Origin of the sequence: Methanosarcina barkeri MS (assembly GCF_000970025.1) — an archaeon.
In the GTDB taxonomy this organism is placed as follows: domain Archaea; phylum Halobacteriota; class Methanosarcinia; order Methanosarcinales; family Methanosarcinaceae; genus Methanosarcina; species Methanosarcina barkeri.
Genome location: NZ_CP009528.1, coordinates 1,599,051 through 1,619,913, shown reverse-complemented (window position 1 = coordinate 1,619,913; position 20,863 = coordinate 1,599,051). Strand labels below are relative to the sequence as shown.

The 20,863-nt window shown below is 35.2% G+C and carries 18 protein-coding genes and 2 pseudogenes; 13 read left to right on the top strand and 7 right to left on the bottom strand.

The genetic code is table 11. The features are described 5' to 3' along the window. Positions 1-244: 244 nt before the first annotated feature. A complete protein-coding gene (locus MSBRM_RS06550; protein ID WP_048155105.1) occupies positions 245-1,432 on the top strand; it encodes an argininosuccinate synthase in 1,188 nt (395 codons plus the stop codon). 58 nt (positions 1,433-1,490) lie between these two features. Here the strand turns inward: MSBRM_RS06550 and MSBRM_RS06545 are convergent, their stop codons facing one another. Then, a complete protein-coding gene (locus tag MSBRM_RS06545; protein ID WP_141706482.1) occupies positions 1,491-3,338 on the bottom strand; it encodes a tetratricopeptide repeat protein in 1,848 nt (615 codons plus the stop codon). A 434-nt stretch (positions 3,339-3,772) separates the two neighbouring features. Here MSBRM_RS06545 and MSBRM_RS06540 point away from each other — a divergent pair, with 434 nt between their 5' ends. The 6 genes and pseudogenes from MSBRM_RS06540 (at position 3,773) to MSBRM_RS06520 (ending at position 9,496) form a co-directional block, all read left to right on the top strand. After that, on the top strand, positions 3,773-4,894 hold the full coding sequence (locus tag MSBRM_RS06540; RefSeq protein ID WP_048155099.1) for a hypothetical protein: 1,122 nt from the start codon (positions 3,773-3,775) through the stop codon (positions 4,892-4,894). A 299-nt stretch (positions 4,895-5,193) separates the two neighbouring features. Beyond that, a complete protein-coding gene (locus MSBRM_RS06535; RefSeq protein ID WP_048155097.1) occupies positions 5,194-6,120 on the top strand; it encodes a nucleotidyltransferase domain-containing protein in 927 nt (308 codons plus the stop codon). Between the two features lie 5 nt (positions 6,121-6,125). After that, positions 6,126-6,710 carry a Cap15 family cyclic dinucleotide receptor domain-containing protein gene (locus tag MSBRM_RS06530; protein ID WP_048155094.1) on the top strand — a complete coding sequence of 195 codons (585 nt, stop codon included), beginning with the start codon at positions 6,126-6,128 and terminating at the stop codon, positions 6,708-6,710. A 437-nt stretch (positions 6,711-7,147) separates the two neighbouring features. Next, positions 7,148-7,345, top strand: a pseudogene (locus MSBRM_RS19260) (argininosuccinate synthase); the annotation flags it as partial. A gap of 384 nt (positions 7,346-7,729) precedes the next feature. Beyond that, positions 7,730-9,043, top strand: coding sequence for an AAA family ATPase (locus tag MSBRM_RS06525; protein ID WP_048155091.1), 1,314 nt, complete (start codon positions 7,730-7,732; stop codon positions 9,041-9,043). Positions 9,044-9,046: 3 nt separating this feature from the next. Beyond that, the gene (locus MSBRM_RS06520) at positions 9,047-9,496 is read left to right on the top strand and encodes a hypothetical protein (protein ID WP_048155088.1); all 450 of its coding nucleotides are present in this window, start codon (positions 9,047-9,049) and stop codon (positions 9,494-9,496) included. Positions 9,497-10,192: 696 nt separating this feature from the next. On the opposite strand, the gene MSBRM_RS06515 is transcribed toward MSBRM_RS06520, so the two are convergent. Together MSBRM_RS06515 and MSBRM_RS06510 are read right to left on the bottom strand one after the other, a co-directional pair. Then, a complete protein-coding gene (locus tag MSBRM_RS06515) occupies positions 10,193-10,417 on the bottom strand; it encodes a type II toxin-antitoxin system HicA family toxin (protein WP_048131891.1) in 225 nt (74 codons plus the stop codon). Further along, complete coding sequence (locus MSBRM_RS06510; protein ID WP_048155085.1) at positions 10,417-10,635, bottom strand: type II toxin-antitoxin system HicB family antitoxin; 219 nt, start codon at positions 10,633-10,635, stop codon at positions 10,417-10,419. The genes MSBRM_RS06515 and MSBRM_RS06510 overlap by 1 nt, the downstream gene beginning before the upstream one ends. An 860-nt stretch (positions 10,636-11,495) precedes the next feature. Between MSBRM_RS06510 and MSBRM_RS06505 the strand changes: the two genes are divergently transcribed. From MSBRM_RS06505 to MSBRM_RS06490, 3 genes are all read left to right on the top strand, one after another. Further along, positions 11,496-11,801 carry a nucleotidyltransferase family protein gene (locus MSBRM_RS06505; RefSeq protein ID WP_048118702.1) on the top strand — a complete coding sequence of 102 codons (306 nt, stop codon included), beginning with the start codon at positions 11,496-11,498 and terminating at the stop codon, positions 11,799-11,801. 54 nt (positions 11,802-11,855) lie between these two features. Beyond that, the gene (locus MSBRM_RS06500; RefSeq protein WP_048118705.1) at positions 11,856-12,149 is read left to right on the top strand and encodes a HepT-like ribonuclease domain-containing protein; all 294 of its coding nucleotides are present in this window, start codon (positions 11,856-11,858) and stop codon (positions 12,147-12,149) included. 325 nt (positions 12,150-12,474) lie between these two features. Beyond that, positions 12,475-12,846 carry a hypothetical protein gene (locus MSBRM_RS06490; protein ID WP_080941495.1) on the top strand — a complete coding sequence of 124 codons (372 nt, stop codon included), beginning with the start codon at positions 12,475-12,477 and terminating at the stop codon, positions 12,844-12,846. 507 nt (positions 12,847-13,353) lie between these two features. On the opposite strand, the gene MSBRM_RS06485 is transcribed toward MSBRM_RS06490, so the two are convergent. Continuing rightward, positions 13,354-14,703 carry a sensor histidine kinase gene (locus MSBRM_RS06485; RefSeq protein WP_048118726.1) on the bottom strand — a complete coding sequence of 450 codons (1,350 nt, stop codon included), beginning with the start codon at positions 14,701-14,703 and terminating at the stop codon, positions 13,354-13,356. Between the two features lie 190 nt (positions 14,704-14,893). On the opposite strand from MSBRM_RS06485, the pseudogene MSBRM_RS21115 reads away from it, so the two are divergent. Next, positions 14,894-15,195: pseudogene (locus tag MSBRM_RS21115) on the top strand (IS21 family transposase); the annotation flags it as partial. 280 nt (positions 15,196-15,475) lie between these two features. Continuing rightward, entirely contained in the window at positions 15,476-16,408 is a 933-nt protein-coding gene (locus MSBRM_RS06475; protein ID WP_052712728.1) for a Fic family protein, read from the top strand. A 65-nt stretch (positions 16,409-16,473) separates the two neighbouring features. Here MSBRM_RS06475 and MSBRM_RS20775 read toward each other — a convergent pair whose 3' ends face one another. Both MSBRM_RS20775 and MSBRM_RS06465 read right to left on the bottom strand, forming a co-directional pair. Then, positions 16,474-16,932 carry an HAD family hydrolase gene (locus MSBRM_RS20775; RefSeq protein ID WP_176722170.1) on the bottom strand — a complete coding sequence of 153 codons (459 nt, stop codon included), beginning with the start codon at positions 16,930-16,932 and terminating at the stop codon, positions 16,474-16,476. 521 nt (positions 16,933-17,453) lie between these two features. Then, positions 17,454-18,158 (bottom strand): ArsR/SmtB family transcription factor, encoded by a 705-nt coding sequence (locus MSBRM_RS06465; RefSeq protein WP_011308339.1) that lies wholly within the window; start codon positions 18,156-18,158, stop codon positions 17,454-17,456. A 285-nt stretch (positions 18,159-18,443) separates the two neighbouring features. Between MSBRM_RS06465 and MSBRM_RS06460 the strand changes: the two genes are divergently transcribed. Next, positions 18,444-19,112 (top strand): cytochrome c biogenesis CcdA family protein, encoded by a 669-nt coding sequence (locus tag MSBRM_RS06460; RefSeq protein WP_011308340.1) that lies wholly within the window; start codon positions 18,444-18,446, stop codon positions 19,110-19,112. A 310-nt stretch (positions 19,113-19,422) separates the two neighbouring features. On the opposite strand, the gene MSBRM_RS06455 is transcribed toward MSBRM_RS06460, so the two are convergent. Then, complete coding sequence (locus tag MSBRM_RS06455; RefSeq protein WP_048103475.1) at positions 19,423-20,853, bottom strand: TrkH family potassium uptake protein; 1,431 nt, start codon at positions 20,851-20,853, stop codon at positions 19,423-19,425. Positions 20,854-20,863 lie beyond the last annotated feature (10 nt).

Here is a 20,863-nt window from a genome sequence, read left to right as displayed (position 1 = left end):
CAAAAAAGATGGCTTGCTTACCATCTTTTACATAATTTATTTAGACTATTAATCTAATTCGGGCTTATTATATCCGTTACATCTGTTTCAAGTTACTCCTCAAGTTCAAGTACTCATCAATCTCAAGTTTAAGTTCAAGTATTCATCAATCTCAAGTTTAAGTTTAAGTATTCATCAATCTTAAGTTCAAATCACCTGTCACACTTATTTGTTTTAATCTATAAGTTAAAGGGGTAGTAAAAGCATGGCAAAGAAAGTTGCACTTGCATATTCAGGAGGGCTTGACACCTCGGTGTGCATCCCTATCCTTAAGGAAAAGTACGGATACGACGAAGTAGTTACGATTTCAGTCGATGTAGGCCAGCCTGAAGAGGAAATCAAGCGGGCAGACGCAAAAGCAGAGAAGATCAGCAACAAGCATTATACGATCGATGCAAAGGAAGAGTTCGTTAAAGATTACGTCTTCCCACTGATCAAAGCCAACGGAAGTTACGAAGGCTATGTAATGGGAACTTCAATTGCCCGCCCGTTGATCGCGAAAAAAGTGGTCGAGGCTGCCAGGAAAGAAGGAGCAGTAGCCCTTGCCCACGGCTGCACAGGAAAAGGCAATGACCAGCTCCGTTTCGAGGCCGTTTTCCGCCAGACCGACATGGATGTTATTGCCCCGATGCGGGAGATGAACCTGACCCGCGAGTGGGAAATCGACTACGCAAAAGAGCACGGAATCCCGGTGGAAGTCACAAAGTCCAAGCCCTGGAGCGTTGACGAAAACATCTGGAGCCGCAGTATCGAAGGCGGCAGGCTTGAAGACCCTTCGTTTGTCCCGCCGGAAGAGATCTTCGAGTGGACAACCTCGCCTGAAAAAGCCCCTGAACAGCCCAGGGTTGTTGACATCGGCTTTGAAGCAGGTGTTCCGGTTTCCCTTGACGGCGAAAAAATGAGCGGCTACGCCCTTGTGAAGAAAATGAATGAAATTGCAGGCGAAAACGGCGTTGGTCGAACTGATATGATTGAAGACCGCGTGCTCGGCTTAAAAGCCCGCGAGAACTACGAACACCCGGCTGCAACCGTTCTTCTGGCAGCCCACGCCGACCTTGAGAAACTCGTCCTGACCCGCAGCGAACTCAAGTTCAAGAAGATCGTGGACGACCAGTGGTCTGAACTTGCCTATTACGGGCTTGTGGACGAGCCGCTTTATGCCGATCTGAACGCCTTTATCGACAAGTCCCAGGAAAGAGTTACAGGTATAGTGAAAGTCAGGCTCTACAAAGGCGCCCTCACGATCCTTGCCCGCAGCTCACCGAATGCCCTCTATTCTGAAGACCTGGTTTCGTTTGACAGCCAGACCATTGACCAGAAGGACTCAGAAGGGTTTGCGAAGTATCACGGGTTCCAGGCCAGGATGTATAGGAAGGTAATGGATAAGCAGTAAGTTAATGATTTTGTCTGTTCCTTTTAGAGGAATGGACTTCTACTTTTTAATTTAATATTCAAGTCTTTTGTAAATAATCAATTTTGTCTAATTCTTGCTTGACCGCATAATAATAATTTTGAATCCAATCTGAATAGTGGGAAATATGATTACCAGTTTTTTCATACAACCCTATATATTTTCTAGAAATTTCCACTTTTCCAGCGATATATGCATAGTATGCAATTCTTAAAAATGCGGGAGTTGCAACCGGATGACCGTAAAGTCGTTGAATTTCATCTATTGCTAACTGAGTGAACTCCCACATTTCTTCATATCTCTTCTGCCCACAAGCTTCATCACAAATATCTAATCCAATATTAAAAGCTCCAATAAAATTCCCGTGTTCTGAGTATGTCTTTTTGATGTCCTTGAGCATTCTAAGGACTTCATCTCTATCATAATCAACGTTACACGTCTTTGCTCTTACTATATTCCACATAGTCTCACATTTCTCTGAAATGCAATACTCTGGAATTGTGTAGAGATAGTTTTCCAGCCCAGGTATGATGATTCGAATATTTTCCTTATTTGTATTATACAGGTTTACATGATCACCCAATAATCCTGTTTCGCTCAAATCTTGCAGGATATGGTGTATTTCCATGAAACATTTGAATTTTTCCACTGGTGAAAAATCCGAATACTCAGTATATTGGGATTCTATCTGGTTTAGAAACACTTGAGACAATAATTTACTATTCCATCTTATTCTCAACTCGGATATATCAAACATAAGCTGTTCTTTTCGTGAAATATTTGGATACATTTTTTCCCTTAATTCCTCTAATATTTTAGACAAGTTGTAGCGATCATCTGTTTGCCTATAGTGTTCTAGGAGACAGTTATAGTATTCTAATAAGTCATTTGGATTTTTGGAATCAATAAAAGAGTGATACTCTTGAATTTTTTTATTTGCTTCGTCTAATTTATGATCCAAAGTAAGTGAACCGATAACGTTTTGATATGCAATGTGGATTGATGTTCTATTTCTCGAATACTTTACTGCCTTAAGTTTTCTTTGATAATAATATAAAGAGTCTGTATAATTTCCTTCCAACTTTCGAATTCTCCCCATATTATTTAGTGCAACTTGATAATATACATCTGTATCGTCTGAACAGATGTTAATAGCTTTTAGAAGAAGCTCTGATGATTTCTTGAGATCTCCTTCAACTTCTGCAGATAATGCCTGAATGAGATATACTTGAATCAAGTATTTCCCCGAAATTTCATAAATTTTAGAAAGATATTCCACAGTTTGTTTTGCCCTATCAAAGTCCCCCAACTGTGAATAATAATTTACTTTTATTAGTTCAAGACGCAGAGTCTCATCCTCATTAAGTGTTTTTTCATCAATTTTAAAGAGAATTTCTACTGAACTTCTCATGTTACCTTTTGCTGCAGCAATGGCTGCTTTCTGAATATTATATGAATATTTTCCCGTTGAATCCAAGAAATATCGCCTATAATAGTACAGCATTTGTTCTGCTTTTTCGGGTTCATTAGCCATGAGAAAATTGGAAACTTCACAATCAACTAAAGAACATGGCCATAAAAGTTTACGAGAAGAGTAATAGAACACTAATGTAAGGCTTCCAAGTAGTACTAATACGAAATAAAGCGTTAGTCCATTAAGCAAACCAAAACTCCATAATTCTATAGTAATAAAGCCAAAAAGAGACAATATTAAAAATTTCAGTCTATATTTGGGTAACCATATATCTTTCCATGTTAGCACTATTGAAACTATTAAAAGAGCATATACCCCAAATAATGATGCCGGGTTTCCACTTTCAAAAGCCTGTTTAGTTTCGTTGAACCATAAAAACAAATCTGCCATTTTTCTCTTTATCCCTTCAGCCACTTCTTGATATTGTGCTAATTAATCTATTGCCTGTGATCGGGCTTCACTTATATTAATTATTTTAATTGATTTGTATTATAAATATTATTTCCTTTTTCTGTAGAAATAAGACAATGTGAAAAAAATCTAAATCCTCTATTCTATGTGTGCTGTCAATTAGAAAAATACGTTTTAATTGGTTTGGAATCAATTGAATATATTTGGTTTTGTATAACAGAAGGTCACTTTTGATAGCTCCCAAAACTTGAACTAGATTAATAAATTTTCACTTCAATCAGAAAACAGCCCTCCAAAGAAAAAGGCAACTTCTATCACAATTTTTATTTCTTTTTATAAATATACAGAGAAGAACTAATATATAGAGATCGAAGGTTTTAAAAGGTAGCAACATAAATACTTTGTAAAAAATTATGTTTTTTCATAGTAGGATTTTTATGTATGATATAATAAAAATATTAAGAAGCATTTCGATTCTTAGTTTTTTATTTGCCAATATTTTTATGGGAATTTTTTTTAATCACTTCATTTCTAATATTCCTGCTTTTGTTTATGTAATTATATTTGTGATCTCATTCATGGTTCTAAAAACAGATTATGTTATTTGGAAATTCGATCTTTTAAAAATCAAAAATAAAAACGAAAACTTAGAACAAATAGATAAGAAAGACAAATGTATGAAACGCTATTTCAGTTTATTGCTTAAAGTCATGAACACTAAGAACTTACTCGTTATATTCAAACAACTTTTTTTCAACACTCTTTATGAGTTATTTCCTATTTGCATCATCTGGGTATGTTTTTTAGGACTGTTGTTTTTCGCAAATTTATTAGATATTCATCCGTTGGGTTCTTTTTATAACGTAATCACAGTACTTGGTATATTATTAGGTGTTTTCCAGTTCTACTTACAAAGGCATGAAGAAAAAATAGCTTCAAAAATTAGTATTAATGAAAAGAGAATTGAATTCATAATCAACGAAGAAACAAATTTTGAGAAATTCTACAATAGTCTACCTGAAAAATCATTAGATAGAAATTGTCTTAGAAACTGGATTTCTAAAAAAACTGATCCTAAACTTCAAATTTTGGATTCTTTTAAGTTTTTAACAGAAAATGATAACGTAGTAAATGTAATTTCAAAAATTATCAGAAAATCAAAAACACCGATATCATTTAACCTTACATACCCCGACTCAAACAAAAAATTTAGTATCATTGAAGCCGCAGTAGAGGTGGATGCAAAGAAAAAGGAAGAACTGATGGAGGCATACAAGCACTTCTTTGACGGTGAAGAAACTTTTAACACAATAATAAACAGAATTCATGAAGAAATTGATATTAAACAATTTGGAGCAATTGCTTTGGGCAATATCAACATCTTTTCTGAAGTTCTACCACAGTTAATAAATTCTCAATTAAAGGATTTTATTGACAAAATTACCGATGTTGATAAAGAAAAAAATAAAGAGTCTATTGATTTCGGTTCTTCTAACGAATTTAGGGAAAGTTTACATTTTAGAGTAATGGATGAAATCCTTAGTAAAGTATTATTTTGATATCAAAAATAGCAAATTGAAATAAAGAGCTCCTGCAAAATATACAAAATCGTGAGTTATTAGTTTCTCTTTTTTTACAAACGTACCCGGGGAAGATTCCAGCAGACCACCGGCAGGAAACATATATTTTAAGTGAATTGTTGATAGGGGAAGATTCTAAATGACTGGTTGAAAATTGAAGTAGATAAATTAAATACTACATTCGATATATAACTATTGAATTTAATTTACTATATTTTGTAGAAATACAATTTATATATTCTTTCATATTTACAACCATAAATTTAGGATTATATATCATGGTAATACCTGAGAGTCAGTTGCAAATATGGGCTAACCCTGGTTCACAGGCTAAATTTAAAGATGCCCATGAATCAATACGTAAAGTATTGGAAATATATAATTGGCCGAATGGAAAACCCAACTATGAAATCTATCTACAAGGCTCATACAAAAATTCAACTACAGTCCGAAGTAATAGTGACGTTGACATTGTTGTACAATTGAATTCCTTTTATAGTCAAGATTTAGACAATTTATCATACAATGATAAACAATTACTATTAAAGTTTCTTTCAAAATCATCATATCAATGGGAACAGTTTAGATACGATGTGATCAAAGCGTTAAGAAATATGAGTAGTTTTACTGTTAGTGAGGGGAATAAATGCATAAATGTAGAAACTCCATACTTAGATGCAGACGTTGTTGTTTGTATGCAACATCGATTATATGTGAATCGTTCTGAAGCTCGGGATCATTATCATTATAGAATGAGGTATTATAAAAAAGGTCCGTATAATTATTATTACATAGAAGGAATAAAATTTAGATCAACTGATGGAAGGTGGATTATTAATTACCCAAAATACCATGATAAAAATGGTACTTCTAAGAGTCAACAAACAAACGGCATGTTTAATAGTACAATCAGAATCTTCAAAAATATAAGATCTCATCTTGTAGATAAAAATATTATAAAAATAGATGAGGCTCCTTCATATTTCATCGAATGTCTACTTTATAATGTTCCCAATTCTGAATTTGAATCAAGCCATCAAAAAACTGTTCATAACATCTTATCATACTTAAGTTCCAAAGATATAAAAGTTTTTAAGTGTCAGAATTGCCAAATAAATTTATTTGGTAACTCTCCCGACCAATGGTCTGTGACTAATGCTAAAAATTTCATCAACAAGGCGATAAACCTCTGGAACAACTGGTAAAGATCATGCATCCATATTCCACTGATAATAACAGAATTAAAGTATTAGGATCTATGGGAAGCTTAGCATTTATAACTTCTATTGTAATCCTTAAATTATTAAATTCGTTTGTAGATTATTTTAATAGCCTTCCTTACTTTAGCCATATACCATATATTCCTCAAATGTCATTTTTTGCGATTGTATTTATGATTTTTTTCTATTCTTATGACAGATATTTATGGAAACTTAAATTCTCCAAGATCCCAAATTTAAGTGGAAAGTGGAATGGCCGCATAAAAACAAGTTATGGCAAAGGAGAAGAAATCGATGTAGAGGTCAACATTAAGCAGACTTGGAGTTCTATATCTATAGTTTTGAAAACTAGTAATTCAAAATCAAAAAGCAAGACTGCTTCGATATCGTTGTCAGAGGCTCGATTGGTGTACCAATACTTCAATGAACCTTTGTCTAGTTCTGTCGCAACTCTACACAAACATTATGGAGTTACTTTTTTAGATTTTGATGAAATTGATCGACTTGAGGGAAGCTATTTCACTTGTAAGGATAGGCAAACTCATGGAGAAATATTTTTGGAAAGAAAAAAATAATTACATAAAATTAAATTGAATAAAGAATACAAAAGGCTTGTTTGAAAATATGCCTTATAAATCAGCAAAAGAGCACATATTTTTTATTTTACATTTTTCTACAAATGTATTCCGGAAAGATTTGAGCAGACTACCTGCAGGAAAATATATTTTAACTGATTTAGTGATGGAAGAATATTTTCATTTCGTATTCACAAGCCTGATTCTGATGTTTTTTCCTTAATATATAACTCACCTGAAAAATTTCGCTTGAATCAGAGAATCTTCCGGATGAAAAAAGAATCGCTTAATCTAAAGAAGCCCTGCAAAGTGCCCCTTATAAAGCTGCGAAAATCGCGGGTTTGTCAATTTCGTTTTTCTTAACATTATCTTAACAAACGTATTCGGGGGTAGATTTAAGCAGACCGCCGGCAGGATAAATATATTTAAAATGAATTATCGACAAGTCCCAGGAAAGGGTCACAGGTATGGTGAAAGTCAGGTTCTACAAAAGCGCACTTACAATCCTTGCCCGCAGCTCACCGAATGCACTTTATTCCGAGGACCTGGTTTCGTTTGACAGCCAGACCATTTACCAGAAGGACTCAGAAGAGGTTGCGAAGTATCATGGGTTCCAAGTGAGGATGTATCTCTAATTTGACATAAACTATTAATTAATACAGTATTTTCTTACAAAAAACACTTTGCATTGACACATTACTTGTGGTAAAATGAAGAATTTCAAAATTCAACAAACACACGAGATAAATTTAAATTATATGAAGAAAACAAAAGCCTGAAGCCTATTTATACATTATAAAATGTATACTTCTGTCAAATTGTTTAAGACTTATTAAATGTAAAGGCTACTAAAGACTAGACAGAAAGTATTTGATTTTATACAGAAAAGAATCATATCTTAAATTACAAATTTTGTAATAATTTCAAAATAGTTTAATAATAGTAACTGTTTAAGCACATACATAAAAAAATACTAGGTAAAAGAGTGACTAAAAAGTTTGGAATTTCATGGTGGGACAATGTTAAAAAGAATAAAAATTAAAAATTTTAAAGCATTGAAAAATATTGACTCACTGGACATAAAACCTATTACATTTTTTGTAGGCCCTAACAGCTCGGGAAAATCAAGTGCTTTTCAGGTGTTACTGGCATTAAAACAAACTGTAAAAAGTTCTGATGAAAATACTCCTCTTATCCTTCAAGACTATATTGATTTAGGTTCATACAAAGACATAATCTGGAACCATGATGAAAAACAAGAACTTGAGATAGAATTTGATGTGGGATCGAATTCGTATAATTCTGAAGATTCGTTACTTAAACGCTATAAGTTTGTGTATAAACTGGTGAAAAGAGGATTTTACGCGGGAGAAATAATCCTTAATAAATATTCATATAATGAATATAAAACAAATGAAATAAAGGAAAAACTAGTTTCTTTTAATGTCAGCTGGCTTGGAAAAAACAAATACTCCTTTACTATAGAGAAGCCAGATATTTTTGCAGGAAAGATATCCGTTTATAGGAAGAATATCTCACAATTTATTCCCGTCAAACTGTTAGATAACGATAAACATCTCAAAAATGGGCAAAGATATCTTCAGCCTTTCATAGTAAGTAATGAAGCGAATAGGGACTTAGATGCTTTTTTTAGAAGCATGTCTCACATTGGACCTTCTAGAACTGAACCTAAACGTCTCTATACACAAAGTGGAGCAGCGCCACACGAAGTAGGAAAATATGGACAATGGGCCGTTGATGAGATTCTTCTATCAAAAGAAATGCGTTTCTTAGTAAAAAAATGGTTTAAAGAGTTTAATATTTCTTCTGAATTTAAACTGGAAGAACTAAGAAAAGGTTCTAGGAGGTATGAGATTCTGTTAAAGGATTATCACACAGGTACTTGGGTCACCATAGCTGATGTTGGTTTTGGAGTCTCACAACTTCTCCCAATTATTGTAGAATGTTTTAATCCAGATAGTTCAACGCTTCTTATTGAACAACCAGAAATCCATTTACATCCGAAGGGTCAGGCATCTATGGGAGATTTGTTAGTAGATAGTGTAAATAATTTAAAAAAATCGATAATTGTTGAGACACATAGCGATCTTATTATATCGCGTGTTTGCACCCATGTTGTGAAGGGCGATATATCTCCAGATGATGTAGCCATATATTATTTTGATCCATCAACTGATGGAACAAAAATTTTAAGAATAGATATAAATGAAGACGGTCAAATGGTGAATTTCCCCGAAGGATTCTTTGAAGAACGATTCAATGAAGTTGTAGAAAGGACAGATATTGTATTTGACAAAATGGATGAAGGGTGAAAAATGGAGCTAGTATTAGATGCCAACATACTGGGAGAAGTCTGTAGGGGGAACAAGGAGGCAAAGAAATTACTTGAAAATGTAAAAGAACATAATCTAAAAATATCCAAAGAAATCTTAAAAGAATACAAGAGATTACTCACATGTAAAATCCCAAACGCAGAAATGCCTATTGAAGGCAATGGAAGATTCCTCAAAGAATGGTTCACCATCGTTGAGAAAAAATGGAAAAAGGTAAAAGCAGACGCGGAAATCCCAATATGTATTGAGAGATTGATCCAAAGCAGAGATTTTGGTAAAAAGGATGTGGTTTATGTTCAAGTTGCTCTCAAAATGAACAATGGAATATTGATTGCCCAAGAATATCATTTTAGAACGGCACAGGTTTGTCTAGATAGTGCTGATATCAAGTTATTAGATATTTCTGCTGGATTATTGGAATTGAATAAATGACTTTAGAAATAGATAATTTAGATTCTCCTTCATACGTCTTCGGTTAAGTGAGGAATAGTGACAAATTGGCAGTGTGCCAATTTTTCTGTAAAATCACAAATCTCAATAAGTTATTGGGTAGAAAATTCCGTATCGGCAGATCAATTTTCTCCATACTATGCAAAAACTTGACTTCAAATTTACAGCAAATTTGAGACACTGCCATATTTGGCAATGTAACGAAAGCTCTGTAAATTATAATATTCTCTACCCATTTTATTCACAGAATCGCTGAATCTAATGAAGCCCTGTAAAATGCCCCTTATAAAGATACAAAAATCACGAAGTTTTCACTTTCACTTTTCATAACTCGTTTCTTAACAAACGTACTCGGGGAAGATTTTAGCAGTCCGCCGGCCGGAGAAATATATTAAAACTGAAATGAACGTGGAGAAGGGTTCACTTTAATCAGAAAAATCTCCCCAAAAGGAAAAGATCACTTTTTTCAAAAAGGCCCTGCGGCGGGCTCCTTCTAACCTCCTTTAAATTTGGAAAACTCACAGGTTTTCAGTTTTTCAATATCTACAAATGTATTTGAGGTAGATTCCAGCAGACCATCGGCAGAAAAAATATATTTCAACTGATTTAATATGTCGAGGAAAGAAGAGATCCTTCATAAGTGAGCTCATGAAGTAAAACGGCTGAATCACAAAAATCTTACTTCAAAAGAGCTTCAAATTCTTCCACTGTCAGTCCTGAAGCTTTTATCAAATTTCTTAAAAGACCCGGTTTCAGTTCTTTGTGCTTCGGAACGGTCAGCGTAACTTTAGAGCCTTCTTTTCTCAGGACAACGTGACTTCCTACCTGCCGGTGAGGGAGCCAGCCAGCTTTAGAAAAAGCTTTAATTGCCTGCATTCCGGAAATTACAGGAAGTCCAGACATTAAGCAACCACATCAACTACTCTGCAGGAAGGTTTCCCAATGCATTCCTGTAGTTCGTCTTCCGCCAGAGATTCCAAACAAGCCTGAATCGCTTCTTTAATATTTTCAATAGCTTTTTCTACCGTATCTCCCTGTGAAAAACAGCCTGTTAAAGCCGGGCAACTGGCAATAAATCCGCCTACTTCTTCATCTTCCTCAAGGATAATTTTGAACCGCATAAATATCGGTTATAAGGCTTTTTTACTTAAATTGTTATGGGTAAGAGGATCTACTTTCAGACAGATTTAGTGGAACATAATTGGTTACCAGGTTTTCATATTCAATCATAAAATCCTCCCAAAAGGGACTCTGTTCCAAAATCTAGTGATTTTTTAATTTCGTGATTGAAAATCTAAATTCTTAAAAAGAATTCAGTCTCCAATAAAAATTAATATTCGATATGTGAAGCCTTCAATCTATAAGCATAATCACAAGGATTGTAATCAGTTCCAAAATCTAGTGTTGAGTCAAACACAAAATGTCGTATAAAATCGATTGCAATTATTCGGGATCATTGAATCCTTGACGATTGACTCGACACTAGTGATTTTTAGTTATACATTCATCACTAGATTTTGGAACTGAGTCCCAAAAGGGGAAGATCACTTTTATCAAAAAGGCCCTGTGACGGGCTCCTTATAAACTCTTTTAAATTTAGAAAACTTACAGGTTTTCAGTTTTTCAATATCTACAAACGTTTTCGGGGAAGATTCCAGTGTCCGCCGGCCGGAGAAATATATTTTAATTGGGCTCTTCGCTATTTCGAGTGGGTAACTTGCATTTAGCTTCTAGATATTGAAGTAGTATATATCAGATATGAAAACAGTTTTTTTGAAAATCACATTCATGTTTGATGTTCTCATATTTGATCGGAATACTTTCTAACTAGCCAATTATTTTCAACCCATACAAAGCAGCGAAGAGCCTTTAATTGAGTTGAATGTAAAGAAGATTTCACCCTCCTTCTTTAGTAATTATAAATACTACAACCGCAAAATACTATATTATCTCAAAAAGAAACTAAATAGAGCCTGAAAAAATGCCGGAAAACCGAAAAGAAGCTGACACTTACATCCAGAAACTCCATGAGATGCTCCCTGAGCTTAAAGAAAAGTACCACGTCAGCTACCTGGGAATTTTTGGGTCTTACATAAGGGGGGAGCAAAAATCAGGAAGTGATCTGGACATACTCGTTGAGTTCAGCAAGACTCCTACTATTTTTAAATTTGTCAATCTTGAAAACTACCTTTCGGATGCTCTGGGTATTAAGGTAGACCTTGTTATGAAAGATGCACTGAAGCCGAATATAGGTAAACATATCCTGAGTGAAGTTGAAGCTGTTTGAAGAGGGATTAAAATTCGTGAAGTAAAAGACTATATCCAGGATATCTATGATGCAATGGAAGCAGCAGAAGAATTTATCAACGGCTGGACATTTGAAGAATTTACCGAAGATCGTAAAACGCAGTTTGCAGTAGTTAGGGCTCTAGAGATCATTGGCGAAGCAACAAAGAATGTCCCATTTGAAATACGTGAAAAATATCCTTCCGTTCCTTGGAAAGATCTGGCAGGGATACGAGACAAATTGATTCATGCTTACTTCGGAGTGAACCTAAAAGTAGTCTGGCTATCCGTTAAAGAGGGTATTCCCGAAGCAAAGCCTGATATCAAACGTATATTGGACGAGATGTAAATGATCATAAAAATCTCCCCAAAAGAAAAAGATCACTTTTATCAAAAAAGACCTGCAGCGGGCTCCTTATAAACTTCGTTTGAATCTACAAAATTCGCAGGTTTTTGATTTCACTTTTCTTAACAACCGTATTTGGGGAAGATTCCAGCAGTCCGCCGGCCGGAAAAATATATTTTAACTGAATTGAACTGGAAGAAAAGTTTATTTTCAATCAGAAAACCCCTCCCAAAAGGGGAAAGATCACTTTTTATCAAAAAGGCCCTGCGGAGGGCTTCTTACAAATCTGCAATTTACCGAATTAATAGTCCCCTTAAATTTCAAGTTTATGATATTGTATAACGATGTTTTTATTCGAGGAAAAAGAATTAAAAATATGGACTTCACAGGGACATGGCACATTTATGAGATGGAATTATGGGATGAGGATTATTTCAACATGGAAGTTCAGGCTTATATTACGATAAAGCCAGACAACATGGGGAATTTTCAATTTGGTTTAGTTTATGGCTTTATAGACGGAAAGATCGTTGATTATGTTGATGGTAAAAGGTTTGAATTCACCTGGGAAGGAAATGAAGAGTGCGACCATGTATTTGGCAGTGGTTGGGTCAGGATAAAAGAAAAAGACGTACTGGAAGGCGAGTTTAGGTTTCATCTCGGAGACAGTTCTACCTTTTTAGCACGGAGAGCGAAGTAATAAACTCAAGTTTTTTAGCTATCTTTTTGTAACAAACGTACTCGGGGAAGATTTCAGCAGACCGCCGGCCGGAAAAATATATTAAAACTGAAATGAACGTGAAGAGAAGTTCACCTCAATCAGAAAAACCTCCCCCTAAAGGAAAAGATCACTTTTATCAAAAAGGCCCTGCGGACTCAGTATCAAAATCTAGTAATGAATGTAAAATTCAAAATCACTAGATTTTGTAATTGGTCACAATCCTTGTGATACAACTTAGGGATTGAGGTCTTTATGTATCGAATATTTATTTGAGTGAAAACCATAGGCTCTTCGTCATTCTCTATGGATAATATTTTCAATTCAAGACCACGCTGGATTTTATGAGAACATTATGAAGATAGCCATACAAAACAACGAAGAGCCAAACCATATTTTTCTTACTAATTCAGATTTTCAATCAAAAAATGCAAAAATCACTGGATTTTGGACCAGAGCCTCAATTTGCTAAAGTAAATAAAAAGGGCTCTATACCAATTTGTTAAAGTAAATGCTGAATTCAGTTCCATTATTCCTTTTAAGTTCAATGTAACCTTCTATTTGTTCAACAAGAATGTTCACAATCTGGAGTCCGAGAGAATCCGTATTCTGATGATTGATCTCCTCAGGAAATCCATTTCCATTATCGGATACTATCAAAATAAACTGAAATTTTTCTTTATTTATACAGTTTTGTTCTGTTCCTAAGTTTCTGACACTTTTATGTATTTTTTCACATTTTTCTGTTGTATGAAGACTTACATGGATTTTTCCACCTTTTTGGGCTGGAAAAGCATACTTCAGAGCATTTGAGATCAGTTCATTGACAATAATTCCGAGTGGGATTGCGGTATTCATGTCCAGGTATATCTTTTCAAGTTCAAGCTTCAGGCTGATTTCCTCATTTCTTAATCTGTATGAATGAAAAAGATTATTCGTGAGTTTTTGGAGATAATCTGCAAAGTCAAGATTATTTACTTTGTTCCCTTTGTAGAGTTCTTCATGAATCAGAGCCATGGAGGTAATCCGATTCTGGCTTTCCCGAAACGCTTCAAGCATTTTTGCATCGGTAGATCTGTCAGCTTCGAGGCTGAGAAGAGACGAGATTACTTGCAAGTTATTTTTGGTCCTGTGGTGGATTTCTTTCATACGAGCTTCATACGTTTTTTTAAGAGTAAAATCTGAAGTTTTTCTTTTTGTAATATCGCGAATTAAACTTTGTACACATCCTTGTGATCTGGAGTCTGCTGGAAGTTTCTGGAAAATTTGCAGAACCCATCTTGTTTCCCCATCCTTTCTTAATATTCTGTACTCTATTTCGGTAGAGATATCTGACTCATACATAGCTTTTTTTAAGCTTTCACAAGCTAATAAACGATCTTCGGGTTTAATTATTTCTACCCACTTAATTTTACCGGAAAGAAAATCCTCTTTATCGTAACCTGTGACGCCTTCTAGATCTCCATCTATGACTATTGGTACAAAGTTTTCTTTTACTCTGAGTCCTATAAGACCTTCAATATTTTGTTCTAAAAGACAGTTTTTTTCTCTTGAATAATTGATTTTTTTAGTTCCGATCTCATAAACAGATTTAAGCCATTCTTTACCTTCTTTAGTTTTCATGAGGACTTCAATTAAATCAGGAAGTCGAGTCTCATGTTCCTTTAATTCCTTAGTCTTTATATACTCGTATTTTCCAAAAAATTCAGATAATGCTAGAGATACCACATCGGAAATGCTAGAAAATTCGGGAGTATTAGCTAGTTCCAGGCACTGTTTTTTGATCCATGGAGATACTGTGGCGTTAATTTGTTCTTTTTTCTTTATGACTTTGGCCATTTATAATCTCCATTTATTAACTTGATATATAGTTCTTTAAAATGTATAAATAATGTAGTGAAGTTTTCACTACATTATATAGCAATTACTCCATAAAACGAAAAAAGAATATTTCTGGAATCAATTGAGGTTCATTTTCTATTATGATTCTTTTTAGATTGGAAAATCTAAATCATATCAATAATAAATAATGCTGAAAAAGGAAGAATGGTTATTAATACAAGTGTTGCATTCAAAAGGCTTCTGTATCAGTGAAATCGCCAGACAGATAGATCACGATAGGAAAACTGTGAGGAAATATCTCAATCTGAAGATGCAGCCTGAACCTTACAAATGTCTAACAAGACCCAGTAAACTTGACCCATATAAACTTACATACTCAAAAGGATTAATGAAGATTCCTGTGCCTCTACTTGTCTCTATCGTGAAATCCAGAATATGGGCTTTGATGGAGGAGAAACTAGCGTAAAAGATTTTGTAAGAAACGCCAAATCAAAATAAAGTACCTGAATTACTCGTTAAAAACTAAAATAAAACTTTTTGCGCCTGCAAAGGAGTCTTTCTAACTCTTATATTTTTAAATCTGAAAAACAACGGTTTTGCAATCTTATTTCAATTTTACAACCGTTTTCGGGGAAGATTCCAGCAGACCGCCAGCAGGAAAAATATACTTTAACTAAGGTGAAATAAATAAAAAATAGTTATATCGGATAACTCTAAAAATTGCCGATACCGATATATACCAGGGGGCTCATATCGGATACATCAAATTATGACACATACCGATACATCCCTGATTCAAGAAGAACTTCTTGCACGAATAAATGAAAAAATGAAGCAGCTAAACTTCATGCGGTCTATTCCTGCAGATGCTTTAGCAAGGCTACATGAAGAAATGAGGCTGGTTCATACTTATCACTCCAATGCGATAGAAGGAAATACACTAACACTTCAGGAGACAAAACTTGTTCTGGAAGAAGGGCTAACTATTGGCGGAAAATCGCTTAGAGAACATCTTGAAGCGAGCAACAATGCGAAAGCTTTTGACCGAATGGAAGAGTTGGCAAAAAAGAAACGTGCAATAGACCATGTCACAATTCAGGAGATTCACAAAATCGTAACCCGAGGCATACTTGAGGACGCCGGAAAGTACCGCACAAGAAATGTGAGAATAGCAGGTGCAGTAAAGACTCCACCCGACTGGTCAAAGATCATCAAATTGATGGATGAGCTTATTGAAACGATAACTGAAAGCAAGGAACATCCAATTGAAACAGCTTCCTTCCTGCATCACAGGTTTGTTGAAATTCATCCTTTCATTGATGGAAACGGCCGAGTAGCTCGGCTTCTTACAAATCTGTATTTGATGACAAGAGATTATCCTCCTGTCATACTCAAAAAAGAGGATAGAGGAAAATATTACAAATCCCTTAGAGCCGCAGATTCTGGAAACCTGGAGCCATTTGCCAATTTCATTGCAAAAGCCGTAGATGAAAACCTGACTCTATATCTCTCCATTTCAGGAGGAAACGATGAACTTCTACCTCTCAGAGAACTTGCTATAGAAACTCCTTATTCTCAGGAATATCTTAGCCTGCGATCTAGACAGGGGCTCCTGGATGCAGTAAAAATCGGAAAAACATGGCATAGTTCAAAACGTGCAATTGAGCAATATCTGTCGGAGCATGGGAAAAAGGATGTTTAATTTCATTTTTCCTACCAATTGTATTCGGGAGCAGATTTCAGCATACCGCCAGCAATAAAAATATATTAAAGCTGAGTTGAACATAAAAAGAAATTCACTTCAATCAGAAAAATCCTTTCCAAAAGGAAAAAGATCACTTTTTCCAAAAAAGCTCGCGAAGGGCTCCTTCTAAACTCCTTTAAATCTGCAAAAATCGCGGGTTTTTTAGTTTCTAATGAGTTCATGTTTATTTTTATTTGACCTGCAATTTTGGATGATAATGTTTCATTAATCCCAAGTTGATGTATTATTTTAGAAAAGTGCAATGTCATGTAATCCCACCATTGGATTCCTCCAAAAAACTCTTCGTGAGATATTTCCGGAGTGTGCCAGGGAAATCCTCTGGTAAGAAGTGGACGAATATCCTCAAGTCTAATGCTGCTGTATCCATGTTCCTGTAATAGATCGTATATAGTTTGCCCCCACATTCCATCCCGATATGCCAATGTATTATCAAAGTCCCACAGAAGATATTTTTTCTGCATTGTAATTATTCCTGTTCTATCCTGAAATGGTTTCGCATATTCTATAAGAACTAAAATACGAACTTTTATTAAAGGTTCGTTTTTTTGGCTATAAGAGTGTAAACCCAGCTGTTATACATCATATCAGAATTTTCTTGATTCCTTCGATAAACTTTCATCAAATGCAAAAATTCTATGATAAACACATAGGCATTTTTCTCGGAGTCTGCAGACATCGAGAAAAATAAGTGTTTAGGCCGAGTGGTGAGAACGGTTACCTTTTCTAATTGTGAAGGTTTTAACTGATTTTGTAAAAAATCTAGATTTTATGCAACAGAACCCTTCATATAAATATCCGTGGTAGTGTGTCAATTTTTATGTAAAATCAAAAATATTAATAAATTAGTCGTTGGAGAATCCAACATCGAAAGAACTGAATTATGATCAGTATACAAAAATTTGACTCTGAATTTACAGAAAATTCGATACACTGCCATATCCTAATTATCTATAGTCATTAGGTTAATTAATGCAACATTTCATTAGATAATGCTGTTTTTTTTGTTGCAGCAATTATGAGCGTTATTATATTCATCATCATTTTGTGAAAGCCATTCCTGAACGCTTGCCTCCAAACGCACAGCTTTAAAGCCATGAGCTCTTAATATCTCCACTGCTTCTACAGACAGTAAGCAGCAACGACCACGGCAATAAGCAACAATTTCTTGATTTATAGGTAAAGTAGCTAAATGCTTTTCCAAATCTTCGAGAGGAATAGAATTAGCTCCTGGAATGTGCATCATCTCATATTCTTCTTTCGGCCTTACATCAATTAAAGTCACATTGCCTTCTTTCATTCTGACAATGAGTTCACTCATTTTTATTTGTTCTATATTATCTCTGTTAGTGTAAATTTCCTCCCGAAGCTTTTGAAGTTCCGTAATACGCTTTTCGGCTAAAAGCTGTAAAGATAAGATGAAATTCGCCACCTTTCGATCTGCCAATTTGTAATATGAGTAAACTCCACGCTTCTCATACTCTACCAACCTGGATTCAAGCAGAGTTTGCAGATGCTGGGATGTATTTGCAACACTCATATCCGTTTCACGGGCGATTGTTTCGACCGTTTTGGATCCCTGCATCAAAATGTCCAATATCTCCAGTCTTCGAGGACTTGAAATAGCCTTTCCGATTCTGGCGAGCTGCGCATAAACGCTATCTTTAAACACACGGGTTTCTTTTTCCATAAAAACTTCCTGATTCATCTCGTTTTTTTATCTGTTCTAAGTCGTAATTCATCGTTATGCTTAAATACAATTTTACCATATGATTTAAATATTCAATTGATCAATTGAATATTTAAATTCTACAGGTCCTAAATGGGATGCTGCCATCAGATTCTAAATATCGTACGCTAAGATTTTACTATCTGAAATCTAGACAAGTACGAAATTTAGGATTTTCTAGTTGCGCCCTAAATGAGATAGATTTACAGTTGGATACGGAATTAATTAATCTAATAGGATGAGCTTATGACAGCAACATTTGACCCTTCTGTAACTGGTATATTTGTTTTTGGGCTACTAGCAGGTATCTGCCCATGTAATAGCGTGTTATGCTTAGGATTAATAGGTTACCTTACAAGCGGAAAAACAAACTTATCACTTTTGAACATACTTAAACTAGTTTTCTCATTTTCAATAGGCACTGTGCTAGTACTATTGCCGCTTGGATTTATTGCTGGATACATTGGTAAATATATATTGTTTTTAAATAGTGCAATCGCTTGGGCAATTGGTGGTATATTAATGATTGCAATGGGATTACAACTATTACATGTTTACAAACCACCAATACGAAGCATGTACAATTTTTTTAAATTACCTAACTCTTACACAATAATGGGAGCATTCTTACTTGGGCTTTCTTTTGGGGCAATTACAATAGGTAGAGGTGCTCCGATGCTAATAATTGTATTAACTTATATAGGATTGTATCAAACGCCGCTTCAAGGGACACTTACTATGTTAATATACGCTATTGGTCTAAGTATTCCTCTTATGGTGATCAGCTCTATTGGTGGTTCAATAGGTAAAAAAATTAAGGAAACCACCAGAATGAGTGGTGACCTCATGGATAGAGTAATAGGAGTATCAATTATAATAATCGGCCTTTATTTCCTATATCTAGCCACGCAATAAATCAACTCTTTGTCAATTTGAGTAAATAATTTAAAGTCATTTTACAAATGTGACATATAAGATACGAGAAGAAATTTAGATCCTACCCACATTAAAAAATATATTATAGAATCTTCAGATAGGGTCTCAAAGTTAGGGACTTTTCTGGCTCGTGGTAGTCTACAGGAACTAAGATAAATTTTCAGCATGCACTGAAACCAGTCAAATGGTCAGCCCTCGAAGATTGTACAGTATCTTTTTTTCACAATTCTCGAAATTATTTTAGGATAAAACAGCATTTTAATACTCCTTTTTTTTTCCACAATTCTCTTTATGAGTGCCAGAATTCCCTTGTAAAGAGTACAAGCACGGTATAAACCTCTAGCCTGCCTACCCACATATTACTGATAAGAATAATTTTGCCTAGCAGTGGGATTGATTCAAAATTTGCCATAGGCCCGACAATGTTAAAACCAGGACCTATATTTCCGAGAGTCGTTATCGAAGCTGTAACCGAGCTTACCATATCAACTCCCAGTAGTGTTAGAAGCACTGTACCTACAACAAAAACTCCTATATAAAGCACAACAAAAGAGAGAATTGACTGTAAAATGTCTTCCGGTACTGCTTTATTATTTAACCGGATAGACCTGACGAGTCGAGGATGAACAAATTTGAAGAGTTCTCTCCTTGCATATTTTAACATCAACAGAAAACGTACAACCTTCATGCCACCGCCTGTAGAACCCGCACAGCCTCCGATAAACATGACTGAAAGAACCAGAATTTTTGCTGAGTCCTTCCACATATTAAAATCCGTTGAAGCAAAGCCAGTGGCTGTCATAACAGAGGTTATCTGAAATATGGCATAACGAAAAGAATTGAATGGAGAGAATCCCATATCTTTGAATAGAACCAGTGTAAGTAAACCCGTGAAACCGAGGATAAAAAAAGAATAGGCCTTGAATTCCTCGTCTCGAAAGAGAGCAAACTTATTGACACGAATCACCCGGTAATAAAGAGCAAAGTTAGCCCCAGCAATAAACATGAAAAATGTGAGAATAAATTCAATAATAGGACTGTGAAAAGCTTCTATTCCTGCATTATAAGTAGAAAATCCCCCGCAAGCCATACAGGCAAAAGAATGATTGAGAGCATCGTAAAGGGACATTCCACCCAGAAATAGAGCCACAACTTCAAGAGCAGAGATAAGAATGTAGAGCGTCCATAGAATCCTTGCAGTTTCCCGGATTCTTGGCTTCAGTTTATCTTCAGTAGGACCTGGAGCCTCAGCCCTGAACAGCTGACGGCCGGCAACTCCGAGCTTTGGCAGAACTGCTATGAAAAGTACAATGATTCCCATGCCTCCAAGCCAGGCGGTAAAAGACCGCCAGAAAAGAAGTCCTCTTGAATAGCTCTCTATATTCGTAAGAATTGAAGAACCCGTTGAAGTAAAACCCGACATTGATTCAAAAACTGCATCAATAAAAGAAACTCCTTCAAAAAGAAAAGGAATCGCCCCGAAAATAGCTGCTGCAAGCCAGCTCAAAGCCACAATGGCAAGGGCCTCTTTTTGCTGCCAATCCTCACGACCTTTGAATCGCATGAGAAGCAAGCCAGAAACAAGTGTTATGAAAAAGGAAACAATAAAGGGGACAAGAGGTTCACGGTAGTAAAAGGCTACTAAAAGGGGAACAAGCATTGTAAATGCCAGAAGGAAAAGAATTTTTCCTAATGCATTAAAGACTGCACTGTTATCTATAAGAAACCAC

Bases quoted from the DNA above. Each gene is read 5' to 3' on its own strand.
- MSBRM_RS06550 (WP_048155105.1), top strand. From the start codon at position 245: ATGGCAAAGAAAGTTGCACTTGCATATTCAGGAGGGCTTGACACCTCG.
- MSBRM_RS06540 (WP_048155099.1), top strand. From the start codon at position 3,773: ATGTATGATATAATAAAAATATTAAGAAGCATTTCGATTCTTAGTTTT.
- MSBRM_RS06535 (WP_048155097.1), top strand. From the start codon at position 5,194: ATGGTAATACCTGAGAGTCAGTTGCAAATATGGGCTAACCCTGGTTCA.
- MSBRM_RS06530 (WP_048155094.1), top strand. From the start codon at position 6,126: ATGCATCCATATTCCACTGATAATAACAGAATTAAAGTATTAGGATCT.
- MSBRM_RS06525 (WP_048155091.1), top strand. From the start codon at position 7,730: ATGTTAAAAAGAATAAAAATTAAAAATTTTAAAGCATTGAAAAATATT.
- MSBRM_RS06520 (WP_048155088.1), top strand. From the start codon at position 9,047: ATGGAGCTAGTATTAGATGCCAACATACTGGGAGAAGTCTGTAGGGGG.
- MSBRM_RS06515 (WP_048131891.1), bottom strand. From the start codon at position 10,417: ATGTCTGGACTTCCTGTAATTTCCGGAATGCAGGCAATTAAAGCTTTT.
- MSBRM_RS06510 (WP_048155085.1), bottom strand. From the start codon at position 10,635: ATGCGGTTCAAAATTATCCTTGAGGAAGATGAAGAAGTAGGCGGATTT.
- MSBRM_RS06505 (WP_048118702.1), top strand. From the start codon at position 11,496: ATGCCGGAAAACCGAAAAGAAGCTGACACTTACATCCAGAAACTCCAT.
- MSBRM_RS06500 (WP_048118705.1), top strand. From the start codon at position 11,856: ATGGAAGCAGCAGAAGAATTTATCAACGGCTGGACATTTGAAGAATTT.
- MSBRM_RS06490 (WP_080941495.1), top strand. From the start codon at position 12,475: ATGATATTGTATAACGATGTTTTTATTCGAGGAAAAAGAATTAAAAAT.
- MSBRM_RS06485 (WP_048118726.1), bottom strand. From the start codon at position 14,703: ATGGCCAAAGTCATAAAGAAAAAAGAACAAATTAACGCCACAGTATCT.
- MSBRM_RS06475 (WP_052712728.1), top strand. From the start codon at position 15,476: ATGACACATACCGATACATCCCTGATTCAAGAAGAACTTCTTGCACGA.
- MSBRM_RS20775 (WP_176722170.1), bottom strand. From the start codon at position 16,932: ATGCAGAAAAAATATCTTCTGTGGGACTTTGATAATACATTGGCATAT.
- MSBRM_RS06465 (WP_011308339.1), bottom strand. From the start codon at position 18,158: ATGGAAAAAGAAACCCGTGTGTTTAAAGATAGCGTTTATGCGCAGCTC.
- MSBRM_RS06460 (WP_011308340.1), top strand. From the start codon at position 18,444: ATGACAGCAACATTTGACCCTTCTGTAACTGGTATATTTGTTTTTGGG.